The sequence below is a fragment of the Campylobacter lari genome (genome assembly GCF_001017575.1).
Classification (GTDB): Bacteria; Campylobacterota; Campylobacteria; order Campylobacterales; family Campylobacteraceae; genus Campylobacter_D; species Campylobacter_D lari_C.
This window is the reverse complement of record NZ_CP011372.1, coordinates 1,005,851-1,031,030: the sequence shown is the minus strand read 5'-3', so window position 1 is coordinate 1,031,030 and position 25,180 is coordinate 1,005,851. Positions and strand designations below refer to the sequence as shown.

Sequence of the window (25,180 nt, the reverse complement as noted above, 5' to 3'; positions counted from 1 at the left end):
AAGCTTTTAAGCTTCATTTTGCTTTAAAAGTTTTTCTTTTATCTTTAAAATCAATATCTCTTTTGGTTTAATTACAGCATTTTCTTTTCCATTAACTGCATGATATATGCTTGCATTATAATTGTTTGCATAAAAACGCATTAGAAAATTTTGTAATTTATATTCACTTGAAAAATTAAACCAAGCATTATTTGAAATAGCGATGATGATTTTTGAGTGTTTGTAAAGTTTTTCTTTTGTAGCTTCAAAGCAGATAGCATTAGTGATGAGTTGATTATTTAAAGTATATTGATTTAATTCTTTTCCTTTTGAAAATTCATCAATATTTAAAAGGTATTTTTTAAAAAAGGTTTTAAATATAGGAATTTCTTCTCCAAAAGGTACAAGATAGTGTTTGTTAAAAACTTGTATATTGCCATTGTCAAATACATAAGTGCTATTGTATAGATGATTAGGTGTGGTGCTTATAGTACCTGTGATGATGATGATTTGTTTTGATAAATCTTTTAAGGCTTGCAAATAACTTGGTGCTTTATTTAAAGCAAAGGCAAAAGCTGTTTCAGGAAAAACAATTACTTCTTTACCTTCTTTTATGGCCTGATTGATTTGATAAAATATATCTTTAGAATGAGTTTGTAAATTTTCTTGTATGAATTTTTGATCTTGGGAGATATTAGTTTGGATTAATTTATAGTCTAAATTTAGTATTTGCGGTTGTTTTTGATTGTATTGAGCTCCGATTAGAATAAGGGTTAAAATAATTGCTATCTTATAATATCTTGAAATGTATTTTTCATAATAAAAATAAGCAATCAAAAACATAGCTATAATGCCTTGATAACTTGCATCAAAGATCCCATATACACTTAAAACACCCCAATTTAGCCAATCAAAACCAAAAGGATGAATAAAACTAAGTAAAAAAATTCCACAAAGTCTTAAAAAATCATATTTAAGAAAAAAACATACTAAAAATAAAAATCCATAAATTAATCCTATTAAGATAATTTCTAAAGGAATTAAATAAGCTAAATCAAAATAAATTGATGATAAAGCTATCCACCAAAACCATAAAATTCCTACAAAAAATCCGGTATAAAAATATCCTACTTTACTTTTATTTCTTAGCAATAAAACCAAACCATATATACTTAAAAATGGAGAAATAAATTCAAAAAGTAAATTTTCAAAAAAAGAAAAATAAATAAAATTTGACAATAAAAGTGCAGAAAAAAAGGCTTTTATTATTTTAAAAGTGGTAGAATTAGAATTTATGAACTTTAAAAAAAGGGGAAGAAATGGCAGAAAACGGAAATATTTGGACTTCATTGTTGCCTCTCATTGTGCTTTTTGCGATTTTTTATTTTTTGGTTATTAGACCACAACAAAAACAAGCAAAAGACCACAAATTAATGGTTTCATCTTTAGAAAAAGGAGATAAAATCATCACAAATGGTGGGATAATTTGCGAGGTGGTAAAACCAGAAGAGGATTTTATCAAAGTTAAGCTTAATGATGAAAATGTAGTTGTAAAAATTTCTAGAGATTTTATAGCAAAGAAAATTGATGCGTAGTGGAAAAATTACTTATAGAAGTATTATTTTCTTTGTAGTTTTTCTTATAGGATTAGTTTTTTCCATACCTTCTTTTATGCAAACCCAAAGTGGTGCTAAGATCAACCTAGGGCTTGATTTGCAAGGTGGTTTGCATATGTTATTAGGTGTAGAAGTAGAAGAGGCGGTTAAATCAAAGGTTAAATCCATAGCCTCTTCTCTTAGTTATTCTATCAATAAAGAAGATATTATTGTTGATAAAATCAAAGTAAATGATACTAGTATTGAATTTAGTTTATTAGATGAAAATGATGTAGCTAAGGTTGATTTGTTGTTAAAAGACATTAAAGGCTTGGCTATTGCACATGAAAATTTACACTACACACTTTCTTTAACCCAAGAAGAAATCAAACTAACTCATGAACAAGCTATTTTACAAGCTGTAGAAACCATTAGAAATAGACTTGATCAATTTGGTCTTGCAGAGCCAAATGTAGCAAGATCAGGTGAGGATAAAATTTTAGTCGAGCTTCCAGGTATTAAAACTGCTGCAGATGAGGCTAGAGCTAGAGAACTTATCGCAAAAGCTGCACATTTGCAATTAATGGAAGTAGATGATGTTAGAATGGATCAAGTAAATAATCTTACTCCAGCCCAAGCTGCTGAATATGGAGATTTGATTTTTGAAGATGCAAAAAATCCTCAAATTAAATATCTAGTAAAATCTATACCTATTCTTGATGGTTCTATGCTAACAGATGCAAAAGTAGGTTTTGCACAAAGTAATAATCTTCCTGTGATTAATTTTAATTTAAATTCAGAAGGTGCGAAAAAATTTGGAGACTATACAGGAAATAATGTAGGCAAACGCTTAGCTATAGTTTTGGATAATAAAGTATATTCAGCTCCAAGAATTAATGAAAGAATAGGCGGGGGTAGTGGCCAAATTAGTGGTAGCTTTACTGTAGAAGAAGCTCATGATGTAGCCATTGCTTTAAGAAGTGGGGCGCTTTTAGCACCGGTTAAAATGCTTGAAAAAAGAAGTGTTGGACCATCTTTGGGTGCTGATAGTATTAAAATGAGTATGATAGCCCTAGCAGGTGCTTCCATATTAGTTATTGCATTTATGGTGATGTATTATGGTATAGCAGGAATTTTTGCTAATATTGCTTTAGTGGCAAATATTTTAGTAATTATTGCTGTAATGGCTATGTTTGGAGCAACCTTAACTTTACCTGGTATGGCAGGACTTGTACTGACTGTGGGTATGGCAGTAGATTCTAATGTTATTATTAATGAAAGAATTAGAGAATTATTGCGAGAAGGTGCTAGCATAAGGCAAAGTGTTGAAAATGGTTATAAACATGCAATGAGTGCGATTTTAGATTCTAACATTACTTCATTAATCACTTCAGTGGTACTTTATGCTTATGGAACAGGTGCAGTAAAAGGTTTTGCGGTGACTTTGAGTATTGGGATTTTAGTTTCGATGATTACTTCTATTGTTGGAACTCATGGTATGTTTGAAATGTTTATGAACCGTATGGAAAAAAGCAATAACACAAGATTATGGTTTGGATATAGGAGACCTTAATGCAATTTTTTAGTCAAAAACATGTTTATGATTTTATGAGAATGAGATTTGCAGCCATCTCTTTGTCTTTTATTTTATTTTTTGGTTCTATTTTTATCCTTTTTACTAAGGGTTTGAATTTTGGTATTGATTTTACCGGTGGAACTTTGGTGCAACTTCAATACGAGCAAAAAGCTCCTTTGGCCGAAATTCGCAAAGCTTTAGCTATCAATGAAAATTTAAAAGGTGCTAGCGTTACTGAATTTGGTAGTGCTAATGAAGTGATTATTCGTTTTTCAGGAAGTAGTGATAGCTTGGGAAGTGATATTGGAGTAAGCATTGCAAATTTATTAAAAGATACAGGTAAATTTGAAGTGCGCCGCGTGGATGTAGTAGGTCCAAAAGTAGGAGATGAACTGCGTAATAAAGGTCTTATGGCGGTTGGAATTTCTTTGATTGCTATTTTGATTTATTTGGCAGTAAGATTTGAATGGCGTTTTGCTATGGCTTCTATTGTGTGTGAAATTCATGATATAGTCATTACTTTAGGTGCTATTGCGTTATTTGAAATAGATGTAAATTTAGATATTTTAGCGGCTGTTTTAACCGTGCTTGGGTATTCTTTAAATGATACGATTATTATTTTTGATAGGATTAGAGAAGGTGTTAAAACAAGTAAAAATTCAAAACTTGATCTAATTATTAATGAATCAGTTTCAGCTACTTTATCAAGAACTACCTTAACAACCGGATTAACTTTAATTACTGTTGTAGTGCTTTATTTCTTTGGTGGATCTATGATAGAAGGTTTTGCTCTAACTATGATAGTAGGTATTATAGCAGGTACTGCAAGTTCTATATTTGTAGCAAGTCCAGCGCTTTTGTGGTTTAAATTCAGCGTTGCACAGTATCGCCAAAAAGAATTAGAAAAAGTAAAGAAAAAACAAGAAAAAGAAAAATTAAGAGCGATGTATGAAAAAGGAACGGTGTAAAAATGAATTGGGGTAAGGTTATTTATATCTTTTTTGCTCTAATGAGCTTAACTACAACCGCAGGATTTTTATATGATCAAAATGAAGTTGCGCTATTTATTGCAGCTTGTGTGAATTTAATTTCTACTTTATTGAAAATTGGAGTTAGAAATTTCTTAGCAGCTGAATTATTTGCTAGCTCTTTGGTGGCTGATTTGCATTTAATTCCTGCTTTTGCTTTGATACAAATTAATCCAGAAGCTAATGTTATGGTTTATACTTTAGCAATTGGTGCTTTGATAGCTAATATCTTTTCAATGATTTTAGTTATAGTTGATTCAGTAAAAAATCAAGAAGAAAATTAGGAGTGAAAATGGCATATGAAGCAGGTAAAATAGAAAAAAAATGGCAAAAAATTTGGCAAGAAAAAGAATATTTTGAACCAAAAGATGATTTTTCTTTACCAAAAAAATACATTTTATCTATGTTTCCATATCCAAGCGGTAGAATTCATATGGGGCATGTGAGAAACTATAGTATAGGTGATGCTATGGCTAGGTATTATAGAAAAAAAGGTTTTAACGTCTTACATCCTATAGGTTTTGATAGTTTTGGTATGCCTGCTGAAAATGCTGCGATTAAACATGGTATCCATCCTAAAAAATGGACTTATGAGAATATTGATTATATGCAAAATGAGCTTACTTCTTTGGGTTTTTCTTTTTCCAAAAAAAGAATGCTTGCTACTTCTGATCCTTTATATACTAAATTTGAGCAAGAATTTTTCATCAAAATGTATGAGAAAGGTTTGATTTATACTAAAGAAGCTGAAGTCAATTGGTGTGAGAATGATAAAACTGTTTTAGCAAATGAGCAAGTTGAAGATGGTAAATGTTGGCGTTGTGGGCATGAAGTCATTAGAAAAAAAATGCCAGGATATTATGTAAAAATCACTGCTTATGCAGATGAATTATTACAAGATCTTAAAAAATTAGAAGGAAAATGGCCAAGTCAAGTTCTAACTATGCAAGAAAATTGGATAGGTAAAAGCACAGGGCTTAGTTTTGATTTTGATATAGAAGAGAATGATAAAATCAGCGCAAAAAAGATCAATGTTTTTACCACAAGAGCTGAGACTATTTATGGAGTATCTTACATTGCTTTAGCGCCTGATCATGAAATAGTAAATGAATTAATTGATAAAAAATTACTAAATCAAGATGTTATAGCTAAAATTCAAAATATACAAAATCAAACACCACGCCAAAGACAGGCCGCACCAAAAGAAGGATATTTTTTAAATCTTTATGTAATCCATCCACTAAGTAAAGAAAAAATTCCTTTATGGGTAGCTAATTTTGTTTTAAGTGATTATGGTAGTGGCGCTGTTATGAGTGTACCTGCTCATGATGAAAGAGATTATGAGTTTGCAAAAACTTATAATTTGGCTATAAAAAAAGTAATTTATAAAGATGAAAATGACGCACAATGCTACACTTTAAAAGAAGGTGTTTTAACTAATAGTGGCGAATTTGATCAACTAGAATGCAATGATGCTAGAGAAAAAATTAGTTTAAAAATTGAATCTTTGGGTATTGGTAAAAGAGTTACTAATTTTAAAATTCGTGATTGGGGTGTTTCTAGACAAAGATATTGGGGGGCTCCTATACCAATGATTAAGTGTGATTCTTGTGGTATAGTTCCTCAAAAAATAGAAAATTTACCTATTACCTTGCCTGAAGATGTGGTGATAAATGGAGAAGGAAATCCACTTGATAAGCATGAAACATGGAAAGAGTGCATTTGCCCAAAATGTGGTAAAAAAGCACAAAAGGAAAGCGATACTTTAGATACTTTCTTTGAAAGTTCTTGGTATTTTGCGCGTTTTGCAAGTGATGATAAAACATGGCAAGAAAAAGCAGTAGATGAAAAAAGTGTTAATTATTGGATGAATGTTGATGAATATATTGGTGGTATTGAACATGCAATATTACATTTACTCTATGCTAGATTTTTTCAAAAAGCACTTAGGGATTTAGGCTATTTAAAAGATGATGAGCCTTTTAATAGGCTTTTAACCCAAGGAATGGTCACTAAAGATGGTGCTAAGATGAGTAAGTCTAAGGGCAATGTAGTTGATCCTGATTATATTATAGAAAAATATGGAGCAGATAGCGCAAGATTGTTTATATTGTTTGCTGCACCACCTGCTAAAGAACTTGAATGGAATGATAGTGCATTAGAGGGTGCGTTTAAATTTATCAATAGGCTTTATGAAAAGGCTATGAGTTTGGAATGTGGAAAATTGCAAGAGATTGATCATCAAAGTTTAAATAAAGAAGAAAAATATGCTAGATTAAAAGTATATGAAGCTTTGAAAAAATCTTTTGAAGTTTATGAAGAAAGTTTTGCCTTTAATACCTTAATAGCTGCATGTATGGAGGCTTTAAATGCCTTAAATGCTATCAATCATAAAGAAGTTACAAAAGAAGCTTTTTATATTATTTTAAATATTTTAGAGCCTATTATCCCTCATGTTTGTTTTGAACTTAGTGAGTTTTTATTTAAATGTGAAAATTTTAAAGTATTAAAAATAAAAGATGAAGTTTTTGTAAAAGATAGTTTTAATATAGCTATTAGTGTTAATGGTAAAAAAAGAGCACAAATTGAAATAAATTCAGAAGCTAAAGAAGATGAGATTTTAGCTTTAGCTAAAGAAAATGTTGCAAAATGGCTAGAAGGAAAAACCATAGTAAAAGAAATTTATATTGATAAGAAATTAGTAAATTTGGTGGTTAAATGAAAAAATATTTAATATCTTTTTTTGCTTTTTTCATCATAGCTTGTGGATATATTCCATCATCTCAAATGGCAAGTAGGGTTTTGGGTGAAAATGTATTTTTAAAAATTAATATCAGTAAGCAAGATCCTGAAAATAGTGTTTACATAACAGATATTTTAAGAGAGGCTATGCTTAATAAGCTTGGTAGAAAAATTACAGATGAGTATAATGCAGATAGTTCTATTATAGTTACGATGAAAAAATTAGAATTTCATCCTATGGTTTATGATAAAAATGGTTATGTGATTAATTATAAAGCAGAGCTTTATTTGGAGTTTATATTGCGTTATAAAAATGGCAAGGAAGAAATTGTAAATACCAAAGGAAGTTATAATTTTGATATTAATCCAAACTCTATCATTAGTGATCAAGCAAGATTTGAAGCGATTAAAAACGCATCAAGTGAGGCTTTTGATGAGTTTGTTTCTATTATAGCTATTAGGGGTTATAAGTAAAATGGCAAGCCATATCAATGAAATTGCAAAAGAAACATTGATAAAATTAAAAGAGCGTAAATTATATCCAACACCTGAAAATTATAGCGAAGTATTTGAAGAATGTGCTAAAAAAGCAGGGGTTATGAGCTCCAATAAAGCTAGAATAGAAAAATATACCAATCTTTTGGATGATTCTTATAAACAAGAATTAAAAGGAAAGAGCATTCGAACTATTGATGAGTTTTTGATGTTTTTAGTCTCTAGACTCAATAGGCAGGTAAGTAGAAAATATGAAGATGTTTATGCTTTACTTGACTTAATTATTCAGCAGCTTAGTATTAGTAAAGATAAAAAAATCAAAGAACTTGCTCAAATTACTCAACACAGATTATCTCAAGCTATGGATTTAGAAACCATATATCTATTAAGAGCTAAATGGAGAGAACTTGAAAAATCTTATGAAGATCATGAGCTTTTAAAAAAATTAGAAGAATTTAATATCCGAGCGTTTTTGGATTTTCACGCTTTAATAGAAAAACTTATCATTATGCTAAAAGAACGCTCTTATGAAAAACAAGCTGAACTTTTACTAGCTTCTTTAGAGCCTTTATTTGGCGAGAGTAAAGAAGTTGAGCAATTTAAACAAAAATTAAAAGAAAATCCTAAATTAATTGCTAGAAAAGAATTTGCACATGAGTACTGTTTGATGCTACAAAAAAAAGAAGCAATAGATAAATACTATATACAAAAAAATCTTTCTTTTTTTAATCAGCACTTAGAAAGCTTAAATGAAATGGTGTCAAAGCTTTATGATAATAGTCAAGAGGATGTAAAATTTATCAATGCTTTAACTAAAGATGAAAATGGTAATGTGCAGATTAATTTTGACACTTTAAAAGATAAACTTTTATATGCAAATGAGCAAATAGCTCAAATTAAAACTCAAATTCAAGCTACAAGTGATGATGAGCAAAGAGAACAATGGAATCTTGCTCAAGAGCTTAAAAAACTTGATGAAAATTATAGGCTTTATGCGGTTAATTATGCCCTATCTTTTTTTAAAATCAATAATATAGAACATGTTATTAATACTTATGGCATTGATAGTTTTAAAACCATCAGTGGAAAATTTAAAAAAATTCTTAAAGATTTATGTAAAAATTTGGCTGAAATTTGGATTTTAGATGAAAGTTCTTATTTAGTTATACTTCCAGGTAAAAATTTAGAAAGTGCTCAAATTTTTACAGAAAAAGCCTTGAAGCTTATAGATGATTATAAATTTATTTATAAAGAAGAAGTGGTTAAGCTTGTTTTATCATCTTCTTGCATAGAAAAAAAAGAATTTCCAGATGGTGATATTTTAAAAGAATTAATACAAAAAGCTTAATATGAAATTTCAACAAACGCTTTCGCAAAAAACTATGTATGTGCAAAAAATTAGTAGATTTTTTATGTTTAGTATGTATGAAAAGTATAAAAAATTTATTCCAAAAACTAAAAATATCCAAATTATTGGCACTAATGGCAAAGGAAGCACGGGTAGATTTTTAGCGCTTTTACTCTTAGGGCAAGGGTATAAAGTAGGACATTACACTAGTCCGCATATTTTTGAATTTAATGAAAGATTTTGGTTAAATGGCAAAATTGTAAGTAATGAGCTTTTGGAAAAGGCGCATGAAGAATTAGAAAGTATTTTTTTGGAAGATATAAAAAAACTTAGTTATTTTGAGTATGCTACTTTTTTAGCTTTTTTTATTTTTAAAGATTGTGATTATGTGATTTTAGAAGCTGGAGTAGGTGGAGAGTATGATGCTACAAGTGTTTTTGAAATAAATTTTAGTGTTTTTACTAAAATAGGTTTTGATCATCAAGATTTATTGGGTAAAAATTTAGAAGAAATAGCAAGAACAAAATTAAAAGCCATGAGCGCTAAAGCTTTAATTAATCATAAGCAAGAAACAAAAGTGTTAAATTTGGCTAAAAAAATAGCTAATTTAAAACAAACCGGTTTAGATATTAGTGCGTTAGATGAAAATAAGGTCATTTATCCTTATGTGCAAGAATATATTCAAAAATATAATTTAGCAACTTTTTTAAAAGATAATCTTTTTTTAGCCTTAGAAGTTTTTTCTAAAATTTGTACCAAAAATGAAAAAGAATTGATTCAAAGTATCAAAAATTTGCCAAAACTCGATTTAAAAGGAAGGTGTGAGCAAATAAGTCAAAATATTTTTGTTGATGTAGGTCATAATGAAATGGCTGCTTTAGCTTTAGCTGAAATTTTCAAGGAAAAAAAAGTTCATTTAGTTTATAATTGCTTTTTAGATAAAGATTCTTATAAAATTTTAAGGGCTTTAAAGCCTATAATAAAAATAGTTGAAATTTATGAGTATGAAAGCAAAGACAGACCTTTGGCAGGCTCTGTTTTGCTAGAAAATTTAGAAAAATTAGATATTGCTTATCAAAAATTTGAACAAATAAAAAAAGATGAGTTGTATTTGGTTTTTGGTTCTTTTGTATTGGTAGAAAATTTTTTAAGAGGCTATAATGAAAGATAAATTTACGCTAACTATCACAGATGTAAATGGTTCTAGGCATTTTTTATTAAGTCAGATTATAAAAAAAGTAATAATTTATTTTACTTCTTTTGTTTTCGTTGTTATAGTTTTGGGTGCTTTATATATTAATTATTTAGCAGATAAGCGTTCAGAGCTTTTAAAAGAACAAGAAGCATTATCTTCAAAAAATACTAAATTATTTTCTCAAAATGAAAGCATGCAAAAAAGTTTAGAAGAAAAAACAGCTTTATATGATGAACTTCAAACTCAACTTGCAGATATTGAAGAAAATTTAGGTTTAAAGCAAGATGAGAGCTTAGACATACCAGAAAGATTAGAAAAAGTTAAACTTACTAACGATCAAGCTTATTTATTTTTAACACAAATTCCAAATGGACATGTGATAGAAGATAATGGAATCACAGGTAATTTTGGATGGCGTCATCATCCTATATTAAATAAAAAAGAATTTCATCCAGGTATTGATTTAAGAGCAGCTTTAAATACCCCAATTTATGCACCTGCAAATGGAGTGGTTGAATATGCTGCATATAGTAATAATGGTTATGGCTATTCGGTAATTTTAATCCATAATTTTGGTTTTAAAACAGTATATGCACACATGATGCGCAAAGATGTTGTTAAAGCAGGACAATTTGTGAAAAAAGGTGATTTATTAGGATATACAGGAAATACTGGTCTTTCTACGGGGCCGCATTTGCATTATGAGGTTAGATTTATTAATAAACTTTTAGATCCTAAAATTTTTATAGATTTAAACCGAAAAAATTATGAACAAATTTTTGAAAAAGAAAGGAGAGTTCCATGGCAATCTTTAATAAAGGCTCTATTGCTACAGTATCCGAAACTACAGTCATTTCAAACGGAGCAAAAATAGAGGGAAAATTTTATTTTGACTCTATGCTTCACTTAGATGGAGAAATTACTGGGGTAATTAATTCTTCTAATGTGATAGTAATAGGCAAAAGTGGTGTTTTAAAAGGACAAGTTAAGGCAAGTAAGATAGTGATTAATGGGGTTTTTGAAGGAGAAATGCAAGTTGATTCTTTAGAAATTTTATCTGGTGGTGTGCTTAATGGCAATATCATAGTTAAACAATTAAGCATTGAAAATGGTGGAAAATTTAACGGAAGTAGTAAAATCATTGAAAAAGATGAAGAACTTGCAACTATTGATGTGAGTATAGAAAATTCAGAAAATGCAAGCTAAATTATATGAATATTTATTAAGCAACAAAACTGAGTTAATAGTTTGTGAGAATGATAAAGAAGCAGATGAATTAGCTCAAGTTTGTTTATTTTTAAATTTAAAAACTTTCATTTTGCCTGATTTTAGAGCAGAATTTGGTAGTGATTTGCGCTCTTTTTCTAAAGAGCTTTTTGAAATTTGTAAAGTATTGAATGCTTATCATAAAGAAGATGAAAATAAAATTTTAATTTCTCCTATAAAAACAATCTTACAAAAACTCCCCGGGAAAAAGCATCTAAAAAACATTATTCTTAAAAGAAATTCACTTCTTGCTTTAGAGAAATTTAAAGAAGAAATTTTACATAGTGGGTATGAGTTTGTAGATATAGTTCAAGATAAGGGTGAAGTTTCAATACGCGGGGATATTATAGATATTTTTGCGATTAACGAAGAGCAACCTTTTAGAATTTTGCTTTTTTCAGATGAGATAGAAAGTATAAGATATTTTGATATTCATACACAAAAATCAATCCCAAATGAACTTTCAAAGATTGAAATTTGTCCATTTTTGAGTGCTTTTAATCAAGAGCAATATGAAAATTTACAAGAAAAAATTCAAAATTTTCAAAGTCAAAGCATTATCAATGATGTTAATTCTTTAGGTTTTTGGTGTATTGATGATTTTTGTGATTATTTAGATCTAAATTTCATAAGCATAAAAAAATTTGATATAAATGATTTTGAAGAAGATATTAGTAAAATCAATCAAAATATTTTACCTGAACCAAGATTTTGTAAAGATTTAGTAAGTTCTTATAATCATGATTTTTTCACTTTTCATAAAGATAAAAAAATTACTGTTTTAGCAAAGAATGAAGCTTTGTTTAAAGCTTTAAATTTACAAGAATTTCCAAATATTAAATTAAAAATATCTCAAGAGAGAATTAATTTAAGCACTCAAGATGAGCTTATCATCTCTTTAAATAAAAAAGAAAAAAGTAAAAGAGTTAGAAAAGCAAGTTTGGTAATAGATGAGCTTAGAGTCGGAGATTTTGTTGTGCATGAAGATTATGGTATAGCTAAATTTTTAGGTCTTGAGATTATTATAATTGCAGGAGCAAAAAAAGAATTTGTAGCTCTTGGGTATTTAAATAATGACAAGCTTTTATTACCTGTTGAAAATTTGTATATGATTGATAAATATATCGGTGCAAGTGGTGGTGTGCCTTTGCTTGATAAGCTTGGAAAAGGAAGTTTTCTAAAAATCAAAGAAAGATTAAAGGAAAAACTATTTGCCATTGCTTCAAATATAGTTTCTTTGGCAGCGGCTAGAGCTTTGATAAAGGCAAAAGAATTAAAAATTTCTCAAGAATTACAAGATGAATTTATCAATAAAGCGGGATTTTTTTATACTAAAGATCAAAGTCAAGTTTGCCAAGAAATCACTCAAGATTTAAAAAGTATGCAGGTAATGGATAGGCTTTTAAGTGGTGATGTGGGTTTTGGTAAAACAGAAGTTGCTATGAATGCTATATTTACTTGTGTAAAAAGTGGCTATACGGCTTTGTTTTTTGTACCAACTACTTTACTTTCAGCTCAGCATTTTAAAACCTTAAAACGAAGATTTGATTCTTTTAATATAGAGGTTTTTAAGCTAGATCGTTTTACTAATGCTAAAGAAAAAAAACAAGTTTTGGCATTTTTAAAAGAAAATAAACCTTGTGTGGTGGTTGGAACGCATTCTCTTTTAGGAGTTGAGTGTGAAAATTTAGGTTTAGTTGTGATAGATGAGGAGCATAAATTTGGTGTAAAACAAAAAGAAAAACTCAAAGAATTAAGTAAAAACTCCCATATTTTATCTATGTCAGCAACGCCTATACCAAGAAGTTTAAATCAAGCTCTTAGTTCTTTAAAATCATATAGTGTTTTACAAACTCCACCTGAGGATCGTTTGGATGTGCGTACCTTTGTTAGAGAAAGTAATGATGCTTTGATTAAAGAGGCTATTTCAAGAGAATTAAGAAGAGCAGGGCAGATTTTTTATATACACAATCATATAGCAAGTATTGATGGGTGTAAAAAATATCTTTTAGATTTATTTCCGAACTTAAAAATTTTAATCTTGCATTCTAAAATTGATGCGAAAACTACCGAAGAAGAAATGATTAAATTTGAAAATAAAGAATATGATTTATTGCTTTGTACTTCTATAGTCGAAAGTGGTATTGATTTGGCAAATGCAAATACTATTATAGTAGAAAATTCAGATCGCTTTGGTATGGCTGATTTGCACCAACTTAGAGGAAGAGTAGGGCGTAGTGCTAAGCAAGGATATTGTTATTTTTTGATTGAAGATAAGGAAAAAATCACAAAAGATTCTTTAAAAAGACTTACGAGTTTAGAGAGTAATTCTTATTTAGGTTCAGGAAGCGTGCTTGCTTATCATGATTTAGAAATTCGTGGTGGTGGAAATTTATTAGGCGTAGATCAAAGTGGGCATATAGAGCAAATTGGTTATAGTTTATATCTTAAAATGTTAGAAGATGAGATTAATAAGCTAAGTAAAAAAGAAGAAATTAAAGAGAAAAAAATAGATTTAAAGCTTAATATCAATGCCTTTTTAAATAGTGAGTATATTAGTGAAGATCGTTTGAGATTAGAACTTTATAGAAGACTTAGTAAGTGTATGAGTGTTAATGAAGTTTATGAGATAGAAAGTGAGATGAATGATCGTTTTGGAAGGCCTGATATCTTCACAAAGCAGTTTTTGGATTTAATCATTATAAAAATTTTAGCTAGCAAGCATTATAAACTAGTGAGTAATTATGAGCAAAATATTTGTTTTGTAAAAGATGATGAGAGCAAGGAAGTCATTAAAGCAAAAAGTAAAGACGATGATGATGTGATCGAGGCTATTTTGATGCATTTAAGAAAGAGTGAAAAAGCATGAGCGGATATGAAATTTTTAAAGCTTTAGTTAATGCAAATATCAACTATAACGATTTTGAGTGGCTAGAAAATAATACTTTAAGCGAGTTTGAAATTTTAATTTCTGTGGTTTTAACCCAAAATACAAACTGGAAAAATGTGTTAAAAGCTTTGATAAATTTAAAACAAGCAAATATTACTAATATAGAAGATTTATCAAAGTTAAGCACTCAAGATTTAGCGCTTTTAATAAAGCCAAGTGGATTTTATAATACCAAAGCAAAATATATTAAAAATTTCGCTCAAAAATATTTCCAAGATTTTAATTCTTTTGAACTTTTTAAAGAAGAAGTAGATAGAGAATGGCTTTTGAGTATTAAAGGTTTGGGTCAAGAAAGTGCAGATGGAATTTTAAATTATATATGTAAAAAAGAAGTTTTAGTAGTTGATGCTTATAGTGCAAAAATAGCTAATTATTTAGGTTATGAGTGTCAAAGTTATGATGAGTTGGCAGATTTTTTTAAAAAAGACATAGTTAAAAATCAACAAGAATTGTGTGTTTTACTAAAAAAAGAATGTAAATTATACGAGCTTTATCAAATTTTTCATGCTTTAATTGTTTCTTTTTGTAAAATGCATTTTCAAGGCAAAAAACTTTCAGCAGATGGTGCGCTTATTTTAGATCCTTTAAAATTTTAAATTTATTTTTTATTTAAAAAGTTAATTTTTTACGATTAAAGTGCTATAATGTATTTAACTTCATAAAAAGGAGAAGTAATGAATACAAGTATAGTTGGAAAGCAATTTGAGCTAACTGAGTCTATAAAAGAGTATGTGGAAAAAAGCTTTGATGCTTTAAGTAAATATGGCTTAGATGTGATTTCTGCACGTTGTGTTATAAGTGCTGATGAAAGGCATGGAAAGAAAGGATTTTGGGCAGAATTTAGCATTAACTTAGCTGGTATTAATACAGTGGTTGTAAAGCAAAAAGATAAAGACTTATATGCTGCTATAGATTTAGCTATTGATAGAATTTCTAAGGTTTTAAGAAGATTGCATGATAAAAATATCACCCATAAGCATCAAGATGAGATAAAAGAAAATTTAGTATTGCCAAGTGTGATTGAAGAAGATGAGATAGTTCCAATGGAGCTTGAACTATATAAACCTTTAGAAATTGAAGAAGCATTAGAAAAGCTAAAAGCAAGTAAAGATATATTTTTAGTTTTTAATGACATAGATGCAAAAATGAGAGTGTTATATAAGAAAAAAGATGGTAAATTTGGTTTATTTTAAAAAATCTAGCCTTTTTAAGGCTAGATGTATTAGAAGAGTTTGTTAAAGATTTTATCTATTGCTTGATCTACTTTTTTACCCGTATTTTTAGCACCATCACTAGCATTTCCGCCTATTGTATTAACAATAGAATTTACCACACTTTTTGTATCAAGACTTACTTTAGGATCTTGTGTTGTTCCTTTTATAATGCCTTTGAAATTTGCTCTATCAATAATGATATTAAAAGGAATGTTTAATTTAGTGCTTTTTGTATCAACTTTGCCTTTACTGATGTTTATGTTACTTCTATCGGCCACTAGGTTTAAATTTAAATCTATAAGATTTTTATTGATATTTATTTTAGCTTCACCGTTGCGATATACATCTTGCGTGATATCTTTTTGTAAAAGTAGCATTAAAGCACTTGTGATGAGGTTTTTCTTAAGTTGTCCATCGGCTAAGTTCATTAGCACCACACCACTTTCTTTTAAAAGATTATAGTCAATACTTAAATTTGATTTTGCTTGATAATAGTCAGGTAAATCTAAACTTTGAGCTAAATTTGAAAGATCAGTATTTTGCATTTTAGCGTTAAAAATATTATTTTTTAAAGTGGCATCTAATGAGCCATTAAATATATTTTTGCTATTAATGCTTGCATCTATTAAAGCATTTTTAAAATCAAATTTTCCTTCAAAATCAGCCTTGCCTTTTAAGTTTCTATCGACTAAAAATCCTAGCTTAGAAAAATCTTGCAATGATATATTATAAGTGCTTGCTAGAGCCATTTGATTAAGATCAAATTTTCCTTTTAATGAATTAATATTTGCAAATGAACTTAGAGCTTTAGCGTTAAAATCAATGATTGATTTAGAAATTTTTCCATCAAGATTGATTTTTGCTGAAGTATTCTTTGGAAATTTTTTCTCTAAAAGCTTGGATAATTCTATTTCATTAAAAGAAGAATTAATAATGGCTTTAAAATCACCATTAATATTGTTAAAATCAAGTGTTTTTAAATCAATATCAGCATTTATATCACCAAATGCTAAAACTTTTTGTCCTATTAAAGGGAAAAGTTGTTCTAATTTTATATTATCAACTTTCGCTTGTAAACTTTTTCCATTAGATTTTGCACTGATAAGCCCTTGCATGATTTTAATATTTGCATCAAGATTTTGAATTTGATTTGCCTTAAGATTAACTTTGGCATCTAAATTTAACGGTCCATTGAGATCTTGTTTGGTTAAAGGTTTTAATTTGTTAAGATTATCTACAAAAGCACTAATTTGTGCATTTAAATCTTTATTTGTAAGATTATATGAGCCTTTTAGCTGAGGTATTTTTGCTATGTTTGAATCAAGCAAAGCTTCATAATCAATCAAAGAATTTTTCGCATTTGCTTTAGCTTGTAGATTAAAAGTTGTTTTTGGAAAATCAAGATTGCTTAGTTTTTTAAATTCTACAACATTTATATTTGCATTGTTTAGCCTAGTATTTAGATTGAAATTTTTAAAATCAAGTCCTTGCGCTTTTAAATCTAAAATTAATTTAGAATTAATAAAAGCAGGCATAGAGATAGTCTTTAAAAGCTCTGCTACTTCTATATTGGTTGTGTTGATGTTAAGATTATTATTTTCTAAAATAGCTTTTAAGTTACCACCAAATCCCAGCAAGTTAGCATCTAATTTTTGTAATTGATTGTTTGCAAAAAGCAAATTACCTTGAATTTGACTTTTACCTTGGAGTTTCATTTTAGCTAAAGATGAAAATTGATTAAAATCATCTATTTTGATGTCAAAATCACTAGTTAAGCTTTGTTTTACTATATCATAAATACTTTTTTGTGTATAAAGTTTAAAAAAATTGCTTAAAATTTCACTTTTAGATATAACTTCATTGTTTTGGATCAAAGATCTTATTTCACCTTTTATATAGCTTTGTTTTGGTAAGCTTAGATTAAAATCTTTTTCAATGAGAGTATTATTGATAGAACTTGTGTAAAAATTAATCAAAGTATTGCCATTTGGTTTTAAATCTTTAGCTTGTATATCACTTATAATACTAATTTTTCCTTGAGCATATCTTGGTAGATTGGCAAAATCTAAAATTTGGGCTAAATCTATATTTTTGCCAATAAATTCAAGATTTATAGGAGAAAAATCAACGATTTTTGCATCTAAGCTAAGATTAGAATCAAATAAAAATCCACTGCCTTTTACTGAAAAATCACTACTTTTACCTACAACATTACCCTTAAATGTAAAATCTTTATCGCTTTTTAAACCAAGTTCTTGAATATAATTTTGTTTAAGTCCTAAAAGATAATTTAAATCAAATCCTAGTCTTAAAGGTGATATACCACCTTCTATATTAGCAAAAAATTTTTCATCAATATTTGCTTTAATGTCAAGTTGTGAAAAACTAATTTTAAAATTTTCAAATTTAACAATCATACCGCTTTTTTGAGCAATAATCGTTTCGATTCTTGGCTTTAAAAAAGCATTACCCATACTTGTAAATAATAATGTATATATGGTTAGCAATACTACACATACTATACCTAAAAGAATGTAAAGAATTTTTTTCATAAGAAACCTTTATAATGATATATCATATAAATTTAGTGTAATAGACTAAACTTATATGATATATTTTACTTAATTTATTGACAATTAACTTTCTTTAATGTATAATTCTATCACTCAAAAACAAAGAGTGCTAAAATGGCACATTTTAGAAAGGATAAAAAATGAATTTTCAACCTCTAGGAAAGCGTATTTTAGTAAAACGCTTAGAAGAAATGAAAACTACTGCTTCTGGGATTATTATACCAGATAATGCTAAAGAAAAACCATTAAATGGTGAAGTTGTTGCAGTAAGCAAAGAAATAGAAGATGTTAAGGTAAATGATAAAGTAATGTTTGCAAAATATGGCGGAACTGAAATAAAACTTGATAATGAAGAGTATTTAGTTCTTAATATTGAAGATGTTTTAGGGATTATTAAATAAAAAGGATAAAAAATGGCAAAAGAAATATTTTTTTCAGACGAAGCAAGAAATAAACTTTATGAAGGTGTTAAAAAACTTAATGATGCAGTAAAAGTTACTATGGGGCCACGCGGTCGTAATGTATTAATCCAAAAAAGTTTTGGCGCTCCAACTATCACAAAAGATGGTGTGAGTGTGGCTAAAGAAGTGGAATTAAAAGATTCTTTAGAAAATATGGGTGCTTCTTTAGTTAGAGAAGTAGCTAGTAAAACAGCTGATCAAGCAGGCGATGGAACAACAACAGCAACAGTTTTAGCGCATGCTATTTTTAAAGAAGGTTTAAGAAACATCACAGCAGGTGCGAATCCTATTGAAGTTAAAAGAGGTATGGATAAAGCTTGCGAAGCTATAGTAGCTGAACTTAAAAAACTTTCTCGTGAGGTTAAAGATAAAAAAGAAATCGCTCAAGTTGCGACAATTTCTGCAAATTCAGATGAGAAAATCGGAAATTTAATCGCTGATGCTATGGAAAAAGTTGGAAAAGATGGTGTTATCACTGTTGAAGAAGCAAAATCAATCAATGATGAATTAAATGTAGTTGAAGGTATGCAATTTGATAGAGGATATTTAAGCCCATATTTCATTACAAATACTGAAAAAATGACAGCTGAATTACAAAATCCATTTATTTTGTTATTTGATAAAAAAATTGCCAACTTAAAAGATTTATTACCAATTTTAGAACAAATTCAAAAAACAGGAAAACCACTTTTAATTATAGCTGAAGACATTGAAGGTGAAGCTTTAGCAACTTTAGTTGTAAATAAATTAAGAGGTGTTTTAAATATTTCAGCAGTTAAAGCTCCTGGTTTTGGCGATAGAAGAAAAGCTATGCTTGAAGATATTGCTATTTTAACAGGTGGTGAAGTGATTTCTGAAGAGCTTGGAAGAACTTTAGAAAGTGCTAGTATCCAAGATTTAGGTCAAGCTTCAAGCGTGATCATTGATAAAGATAATACAACTATTGTAAATGGAGCAGGTGAAAAAGCAAATATTGATGCAAGAATCAACCAAATCAAAGCTCAAATTGCTGAAACAAGCTCAGATTATGATAGAGAAAAATTACAAGAAAGATTAGCTAAATTAAGTGGTGGGGTTGCAGTGATTAAAGTTGGTGCGGCTACAGAAACTGAAATGAAAGAGAAAAAAGATAGAGTTGATGATGCATTAAGCGCTACAAAAGCTGCTGTTGAAGAAGGTATAGTAATAGGTGGTGGCGCTGCATTAATCAAAGCAAAATCAAAAATTAACTTGAATTTAGAAGGCGATGAGGCTATTGGTGCAGCTATTGTAGAAAGAGCTTTAAGAGCACCTTTAAGACAAATTGCTGAAAATGCTGGATTTGATGCTGGTGTAGTTGTAAATACAGTAGAAAATAGTAAAGAAGAAAATACTGGTTTTGACGCTGCAAAAGGTGAATATGTAAATATGCTTGAAAGCGGTATTATTGATCCTGTTAAAGTAGAAAGAGTGGCTTTACTTAATGCAGTTTCAGTAGCTAGTATGCTTTTAACAACTGAAGCTACAATTAGCGAAATCAAAGAAGACAAACCTGCTATGCCTGATATGAGTGGCATGGGTGGTATGGGAGGCATGGGTGGTATGATGTAATACCATCTTTTTGCTGCTTTTGAGTTGCTTTTTATATAAAGCAACTCATTCTTTTTTTATTTTTCTACACCGATTTTTATTTTTGTTATAATAGATGTAAAATTACAAGGATTTTACATGAAAAACTTACAAGAAGAGCAATTTTCTAACTCAAAATACATTAAACCTAAAAGATACACTTATATAGGCAAAGATAATAAAAAATATACTTGGGATTTTATAGAAGCATTAGATAGTGTTTCTGTTTTTTTGTATCATACTCAAAAAGATTCTTTTGTTTTTGTAAAGCAATTTAGAATTCCCTTATGGGATTATCAAAAACGTAATAATTTAAAATTAGAAAAGATGGGCTTTAGTATAGAGCTTTGTTCAGGACTTGTTGATAAAAAATTGAGTTTGGAGGAAATAGCTAAAGAAGAATGTATAGAGGAATTAGGTTATGCTCCTAAATATATAGAAAAAATAGGGGAATTTTATACAGGTTTTGGCTCAGGTGTTAGCAGACAGTTTTTATTCTATGCTGAAATTAGCGAAGGTGATAAAATTGGCCACGGTGGTGGAATTGATGGAGAAGATATTCAAGCAGTGTGGATAAAAAGAAAAGACTTTGAGCAATTTTCTAAAGAAAATCCTATCAAAACCCCTTTACTTGAATATGCGTATTTGTGGTTTAAAGGTAAGAATTAATCTTACCTTTTATTTTTCTTCTTTATTTTCAATATTTGGGTCTTTCTCATTAAGCATTTCTTTGAATATTTCAAATAAATCATCAGAGGCTTTTTCAGCATTAGAGCATTTGTCTAAAATTTGATTTTGTACCAATTTATTATTTGCGTCCTCATCGTGAGCTAAGCTGATAGCATGGTTTATATTTTCATGAACTTTTTGATGTGGCAAATTAAGCTTACCAAAAGCTCTTCCACTAGAAAATCTCTCTTTGCCAACCCCAGCGATCCATTTTGCGAGTCTACAACTTAAATGATCAGATAGTGTTTTACCTGAAGCATGGATTATTTCATTGTAGCCATTAAGTTTAAAAGCGACGTGATCTAACTTAGCTAAAGAAACAAAAATTTCAGAAGCGATACGTTTAGCATGTGAGCTAGTTGAGTTTGCATTTGAAATAAGCTGAGTAAATTTACTAGAAAATTGAACTATATGTTCATTAGATTCCAATGATACTTTTTCTACTTGCTCGCTTTGTCCATACATTTCATCAGCATTTTGCTTGAGTAGATTTATGTTTAATTCTACCTCAGAAGTTGCTTTTTGTGTTTTTTCGGCAAGCTTTCTAACTTCATCTGCAACAACAGCAAATCCTCTACCATGTTCACCTGCTCTAGCAGCTTCAATAGCAGCATTTAATGCCAAAAGATTAGTTTGATCAGATACATCTTTAATTAAGTTTATAACATTGGTTATTTCGTCAACACTGCGATGTAGGTTACCTGCTGTATCTCTTGAGCGATTAGCTGACTCGATGATACTTTGAAGTGAAGATATAATAGAATGAGTAATAGAATTTAACTCTTGCATATCCTCTAAAGAAGAATCAGAATACTGGGAAATCATCTCTGCTTTATTGACATTTTCTTGCATATCGCTTTGTACATTTGCAATACCTTTCAAAACACCAACTAGTAGCATTTCTATAAGATGGATTTCAAGTTCAGTTTTTCCACAGTTAGCTTGAAGTTGTTTTTCACAATTCTCAATTAATTCTTGTTTTTCTAAAAGAAGTTTTTTATTTTCTTCTTCTAATTCCCTGATTTTATTTTGTAAGTCTTCAACTTCCTGCTTTTGGCTGGTTTTTTTTCCAAACATGTTTTATCCTTGAATATAAATTTTACAGAGAATTATTTTTTATAATTTGATAAATAAGTGTTTAACTCATCCTTTAGTCTCAATTTTTCTTTTTTTAGATTAGCTATTTCTAAGCTATCTAGATGAATTCTGCCTTCTTCTGCGTCTTTGATTTTATGGTCAAGCTCATTGTGTTCTTCAAAAAGCTTATCAAAATGTAAATCCTTACCTTTTAATTCAGTAATTAGATCTCTAAATTCGTGTAGCATGTTAGCCTCCTTTTTTAAATTGGTGTTTGATTATAGCTTAAAATAAGTTAAATATATTTTAACTCATCAGGTTTTTGTTTATTTTTGATGATTTTTTTAGCTATTTTTATACTATCAGCTGTACCAACAAGTAGTAATTTTGCCCCTGTGCTTATTAGAGTATCGCCTCTTGGCATGGGAGTGAATTTTTTATTTTCTATAATTCCTACTATACTCACATTTGCCATATCTCTTAAGTGTATTTCTTTTAATCTTTTAAATCTTACCCATGATTCATCAGGTATTTTTATTTCTTCTAAATCAATAGGGCTATTTTTTTTGTAAAGATAATTTTCTAATAAATTTTCCATATCTGGTCTTGCCGACATTGCGCTAAGTCTTTGTGCGACTAATTTTGTGGCAGAAACTATGGAATTAGCTCCAAGTTTTTTCAGTTTTTCTGTCTCATCTTCATTGCTTGAGCTAGCTAATATAAAATAAGGATTAATTCTTTGTAATTCTTTTTCAAATAATCTTACTGAAGCGATGATAGCAATATTATCTGCTATGTTATTACTAAGGGTTATTACGCCTTTTGCACTAGAAAGATTGGTTTTTAAAAAGGCTGTATTAGTATGAGGCGCGCTTTCTATATAATAAGGATAGTTATATTTTTCAGCAATCTCACTAAAATTTTCAACTTCATCAACTACAACAAAAGGAATGTGATTTTCTCTAAATTGCTGTGCTAATTCAATGGTAAAATCATTATGATAACATATTACAAAATGATTTTTTAATCTTGCAACTTTATGAAGCATTCTTCTTTCCTTGATAATCTTAGACAAAACACCTTTTTTTACTATTTCTATTACCAAACCCATGCAAAAAGTAAATATTGTAAAAGTCAACAATACATATACAACGGTAAAAATTCTACCTGCTGTTGGTATGGGATTAACTTCAGTATAACCTAAAGTGGTAAAAGTCATGCCAGCTTGATAAATAGCATCGTTAAGGTTGTAATTACTTGTGAGCATATAACCAAAAGCTCCAATTAATGTCATCATTACAACAGCAATAAGAGGAATTCTTAAAAATTTAAGCTGTTCATAAAGCTCATCGTTAAGATTAATCGAAGGTTTTGGGGATGGGGACCAATTGAGGAATTTTTGTAGCTTTTTCAAAAAAGACATAACAATTCCTCGTTTATATTAAGGATTATTTACCGCTTTGTTTTTTAAGTGTTCTTAAAGTTGAAGCAGCTACTCTAACTTTTCTAGTAGTTCCATCTTCTAAAGTGATACGAACTGTTCTTAAATTTGGCAAAAAGCGTCTTTTAGTTTTATTGTTAGCATGGCTAACATTGTTACCTACCATAGGTCCTTTTCCTGTAATTTGGCAAATTCTTGACATAAATTTTCCTTATGAAATAAAAATAATTTTTAGCATTGTATCTAAAACAAGCTTAAAAAATTCAAATATTACCAAAAATACATAAAGAAAATTTGATAATAAGTATGATAAAATTATTTTTTACTTTTATTGGAGATATGAAATGTATGTAGCACCAAGTTTATTGTCTGCAAATTTTTTAAATTTAGAAAATGAAATTAAAGAAGTGTCTCAAGCAGGGGCTGATTTATTGCATATTGATGTGATGGATGGGCATTTTGTACCAAATCTTACTTTTGGTCCTTGTGTGGTTGAAAATATTTCAAAAATTACTTCAGTGCCTTTAGATGTGCATTTAATGGTACATAATGTTAGCAGTTTTGTAGATTTATTTATCCCAATAAAGCCAAAATTTATCAGCTTTCACTTAGAAGCTGAAAATCATCCTATTAGAGTGTGTGAGTATATAAGAAAAAATGGCATTCATCCTGCCATTGTTTTAAATCCACATACCCCAGTTTCAAGTATAGAGCATATTTTAGAATTTGTAGATATGGTGCTTTTAATGAGTGTTAATCCAGGCTTTGGTGGGCAAAACTTTTTGCCGTTAGTGTATGATAAAATTCGACAGTTAAGAGAAATGATAGATAGAAAAAATCTTAAAGTTTTTATAGAAGTAGATGGTGGGGTAAATGGCTTAAATGCGCCTGATTTGGATGAAGCAGGAGCTGATATTTTAGTCGCAGGTAGTTATATCTTTTCCTCGCAAGATAAAAAAACAGCAATCAATTCTTTAAAGTTTGAATTTTGAGCCAACAACAAATCGATGATTTAATCATCAAGCTAAGTAAAGAAAACAAACCTTTTCCTTGGGTTTTAAAAGAGCTTGCAAAAATAGAAGAACTAAATCATTATGATTTTGATTTATATACTTTTGAGCTTTTAGGACTAGGAGTCGAGCTTAATGCACAAAATTGTTTGTGTTTGAAAAGCAAAAATACAAAAATAAAAGATGAGATTTTTTGTGTTGTAGATATTGAAAGCACCGGTGGGATAAAAAGTGGTCAAATTTTAGAAATAGGTGCAGTGAAAATTCAAAACTGTAAAGAAATTGATAGATTCGAGAGTTTTATAAAAGTAGAAAGCATACCTGAAAATATTACAGAATTAACAGGGATTAGTTTGGATATGGTAGAAAATGCACCTTCTTTAAAAACTGTGTTAAATGATTTTAAATTGTTTTTAAAAGATAGCATTTTTGTAGCACATAATGTGCGTTTTGATTATCATTTTATATCTAAAGCTATGTATGAAAATGATTTTGGAGTGCTTTTAAATAGAAGATTATGTACAATTGATTTAGCTAAAAAATGCATTGAAAGTCCCAAGTACGGCCTTGATGCTCTAAAAGAGTTTTTGTGTATTGAAAGCAAGCATCATAGAGCCTTAAGTGATGCTTTAGCTGCAAGTGAAATTTTAAAATACTGTCTTAAAAAAATTCCTTTTTATATAAAAACTACCGAAGAATTGTTACATTTTAGCAAGCAAGCTAAAAATCAATCTAAAAAATAAACTTTGTTTTAGATTTATCGTTATACTGCATTTGCATAAATGACGGGAGCTTGTGATACAGGCTGAGAGTAAGCTAAAAGCTTAGACCGCACCAGAACTAGGTAATGCTAGCGTTGGGATAATTTATCAACTACTCACATACCCTTCATT

At 29.2% G+C, this 25,180-nt stretch carries 24 protein-coding genes, 1 pseudogene and 1 riboswitch; of the genes and pseudogenes, 18 read left to right on the top strand and 7 right to left on the bottom strand.

Features of this window, described 5'->3' with window-relative positions:
* Positions 1-6 precede the first annotated feature (6 nt).
* Positions 7-1,329: an apolipoprotein N-acyltransferase gene (locus CD56_RS05410; RefSeq protein ID WP_047208424.1), complete on the bottom strand. Its 1,323-nt coding sequence runs from the start codon at positions 1,327-1,329 to the stop codon at positions 7-9.
* Between CD56_RS05410 and yajC the strand changes: the two genes are divergently transcribed.
* The 13 genes from yajC (at position 1,299) to hpf (ending at position 15,367) form a co-directional block, all read left to right on the top strand.
* Entirely contained in the window at positions 1,299-1,574 is a 276-nt protein-coding gene (yajC, locus tag CD56_RS05405; protein ID WP_039618686.1) for a preprotein translocase subunit YajC, read from the top strand. The two genes, CD56_RS05410 and yajC, sit on opposite strands and share 31 nt — an antisense overlap.
* Positions 1,567-3,147 (top strand): protein translocase subunit SecD, encoded by a 1,581-nt coding sequence (gene secD, locus CD56_RS05400; protein WP_047208423.1) that lies wholly within the window; start codon positions 1,567-1,569, stop codon positions 3,145-3,147. Before yajC ends, secD begins: the two co-directional genes overlap by 8 nt.
* Complete coding sequence (secF, locus tag CD56_RS05395) at positions 3,147-4,118, top strand: protein translocase subunit SecF (protein ID WP_039668575.1); 972 nt, start codon at positions 3,147-3,149, stop codon at positions 4,116-4,118. Before secD ends, secF begins: the two co-directional genes overlap by 1 nt.
* A gap of 2 nt (positions 4,119-4,120) precedes the next feature.
* Entirely contained in the window at positions 4,121-4,462 is a 342-nt protein-coding gene (locus CD56_RS05390; protein ID WP_039618681.1) for a DUF6394 family protein, read from the top strand.
* 8 nt (positions 4,463-4,470) lie between these two features.
* A complete protein-coding gene (leuS, locus tag CD56_RS05385) occupies positions 4,471-6,900 on the top strand; it encodes a leucine--tRNA ligase (protein ID WP_047208422.1) in 2,430 nt (809 codons plus the stop codon).
* Positions 6,897-7,394: an LPS assembly lipoprotein LptE gene (gene lptE / locus CD56_RS05380; protein WP_047208421.1), complete on the top strand. Its 498-nt coding sequence runs from the start codon at positions 6,897-6,899 to the stop codon at positions 7,392-7,394. The genes leuS and lptE overlap by 4 nt, the downstream gene beginning before the upstream one ends.
* A gap of 1 nt (position 7,395) precedes the next feature.
* The gene (locus CD56_RS05375) at positions 7,396-8,763 is read left to right on the top strand and encodes a hypothetical protein (protein WP_047208420.1); all 1,368 of its coding nucleotides are present in this window, start codon (positions 7,396-7,398) and stop codon (positions 8,761-8,763) included.
* 1 nt (position 8,764) lies between these two features.
* Positions 8,765-9,934, top strand: a complete 1,170-nt coding sequence (locus CD56_RS05370; protein WP_047208419.1) for a Mur ligase family protein — start codon at positions 8,765-8,767, stop codon at positions 9,932-9,934.
* Positions 9,921-10,832: a M23 family metallopeptidase gene (locus CD56_RS05365; protein ID WP_235375851.1), complete on the top strand. Its 912-nt coding sequence runs from the start codon at positions 9,921-9,923 to the stop codon at positions 10,830-10,832. The genes CD56_RS05370 and CD56_RS05365 overlap by 14 nt, the downstream gene beginning before the upstream one ends.
* Positions 10,760-11,164 carry a bactofilin family protein gene (locus CD56_RS05360; RefSeq protein WP_039618668.1) on the top strand — a complete coding sequence of 135 codons (405 nt, stop codon included), beginning with the start codon at positions 10,760-10,762 and terminating at the stop codon, positions 11,162-11,164. Before CD56_RS05365 ends, CD56_RS05360 begins: the two co-directional genes overlap by 73 nt.
* Positions 11,154-14,093 carry a DEAD/DEAH box helicase gene (locus tag CD56_RS05355; protein WP_047208418.1) on the top strand — a complete coding sequence of 980 codons (2,940 nt, stop codon included), beginning with the start codon at positions 11,154-11,156 and terminating at the stop codon, positions 14,091-14,093. The genes CD56_RS05360 and CD56_RS05355 overlap by 11 nt, the downstream gene beginning before the upstream one ends.
* Positions 14,090-14,770, top strand: coding sequence for a 3-methyladenine DNA glycosylase (locus CD56_RS05350; protein ID WP_047208417.1), 681 nt, complete (start codon positions 14,090-14,092; stop codon positions 14,768-14,770). Before CD56_RS05355 ends, CD56_RS05350 begins: the two co-directional genes overlap by 4 nt.
* Positions 14,771-14,848: 78 nt before the next feature.
* Positions 14,849-15,367 (top strand): ribosome hibernation-promoting factor, HPF/YfiA family, encoded by a 519-nt coding sequence (gene hpf / locus CD56_RS05345; protein ID WP_039618662.1) that lies wholly within the window; start codon positions 14,849-14,851, stop codon positions 15,365-15,367.
* A gap of 29 nt (positions 15,368-15,396) precedes the next feature.
* Here the strand turns inward: hpf and CD56_RS05340 are convergent, their stop codons facing one another.
* Positions 15,397-17,940, bottom strand: a complete 2,544-nt coding sequence (locus tag CD56_RS05340) for an AsmA family protein (protein WP_047208416.1) — start codon at positions 17,938-17,940, stop codon at positions 15,397-15,399.
* A 161-nt stretch (positions 17,941-18,101) separates the two neighbouring features.
* Between CD56_RS05340 and groES the strand changes: the two genes are divergently transcribed.
* From groES to CD56_RS05325, 3 genes are all read left to right on the top strand, one after another.
* Positions 18,102-18,362 carry a co-chaperone GroES gene (groES, locus tag CD56_RS05335; protein WP_039618658.1) on the top strand — a complete coding sequence of 87 codons (261 nt, stop codon included), beginning with the start codon at positions 18,102-18,104 and terminating at the stop codon, positions 18,360-18,362.
* A gap of 12 nt (positions 18,363-18,374) precedes the next feature.
* Complete coding sequence (groL, locus tag CD56_RS05330) at positions 18,375-20,012, top strand: chaperonin GroEL (RefSeq protein WP_039618656.1); 1,638 nt, start codon at positions 18,375-18,377, stop codon at positions 20,010-20,012.
* A 117-nt stretch (positions 20,013-20,129) separates the two neighbouring features.
* A complete protein-coding gene (locus tag CD56_RS05325) occupies positions 20,130-20,699 on the top strand; it encodes an NUDIX domain-containing protein (protein WP_047208415.1) in 570 nt (189 codons plus the stop codon).
* A gap of 9 nt (positions 20,700-20,708) precedes the next feature.
* Here the strand turns inward: CD56_RS05325 and CD56_RS08540 are convergent, their stop codons facing one another.
* The 5 genes and pseudogenes from CD56_RS08540 to rpmB all read right to left on the bottom strand — a co-directional run bounded on the left by CD56_RS08540 (position 20,709) and on the right by rpmB (position 23,479).
* The gene (locus CD56_RS08540) at positions 20,709-21,086 is read right to left on the bottom strand and encodes a CZB domain-containing protein (protein ID WP_373274208.1); all 378 of its coding nucleotides are present in this window, start codon (positions 21,084-21,086) and stop codon (positions 20,709-20,711) included.
* Between the two features lie 66 nt (positions 21,087-21,152).
* A pseudogene (locus CD56_RS08535) lies at positions 21,153-21,440 on the bottom strand (methyl-accepting chemotaxis protein); the annotation flags it as partial.
* Positions 21,441-21,868: 428 nt separating this feature from the next.
* The gene (locus tag CD56_RS05315) at positions 21,869-22,084 is read right to left on the bottom strand and encodes a YdcH family protein (RefSeq protein ID WP_039618650.1); all 216 of its coding nucleotides are present in this window, start codon (positions 22,082-22,084) and stop codon (positions 21,869-21,871) included.
* A gap of 47 nt (positions 22,085-22,131) precedes the next feature.
* A complete protein-coding gene (locus CD56_RS05310; RefSeq protein WP_039628518.1) occupies positions 22,132-23,259 on the bottom strand; it encodes a potassium channel family protein in 1,128 nt (375 codons plus the stop codon).
* A 25-nt stretch (positions 23,260-23,284) separates the two neighbouring features.
* A complete protein-coding gene (rpmB, locus tag CD56_RS05305) occupies positions 23,285-23,479 on the bottom strand; it encodes a 50S ribosomal protein L28 (RefSeq protein WP_039618647.1) in 195 nt (64 codons plus the stop codon).
* 142 nt (positions 23,480-23,621) lie between these two features.
* On the opposite strand from rpmB, the gene rpe reads away from it, so the two are divergent.
* The gene (gene rpe, locus CD56_RS05300; protein ID WP_047208413.1) at positions 23,622-24,269 is read left to right on the top strand and encodes a ribulose-phosphate 3-epimerase; all 648 of its coding nucleotides are present in this window, start codon (positions 23,622-23,624) and stop codon (positions 24,267-24,269) included.
* Positions 24,266-25,030: a 3'-5' exonuclease gene (locus tag CD56_RS05295; protein ID WP_047208412.1), complete on the top strand. Its 765-nt coding sequence runs from the start codon at positions 24,266-24,268 to the stop codon at positions 25,028-25,030. The genes rpe and CD56_RS05295 overlap by 4 nt, the downstream gene beginning before the upstream one ends.
* Positions 25,031-25,062: 32 nt before the next feature.
* A riboswitch (TPP riboswitch) is annotated at positions 25,063-25,166 on the top strand.
* Positions 25,167-25,180: the final 14 nt, after the last annotated feature.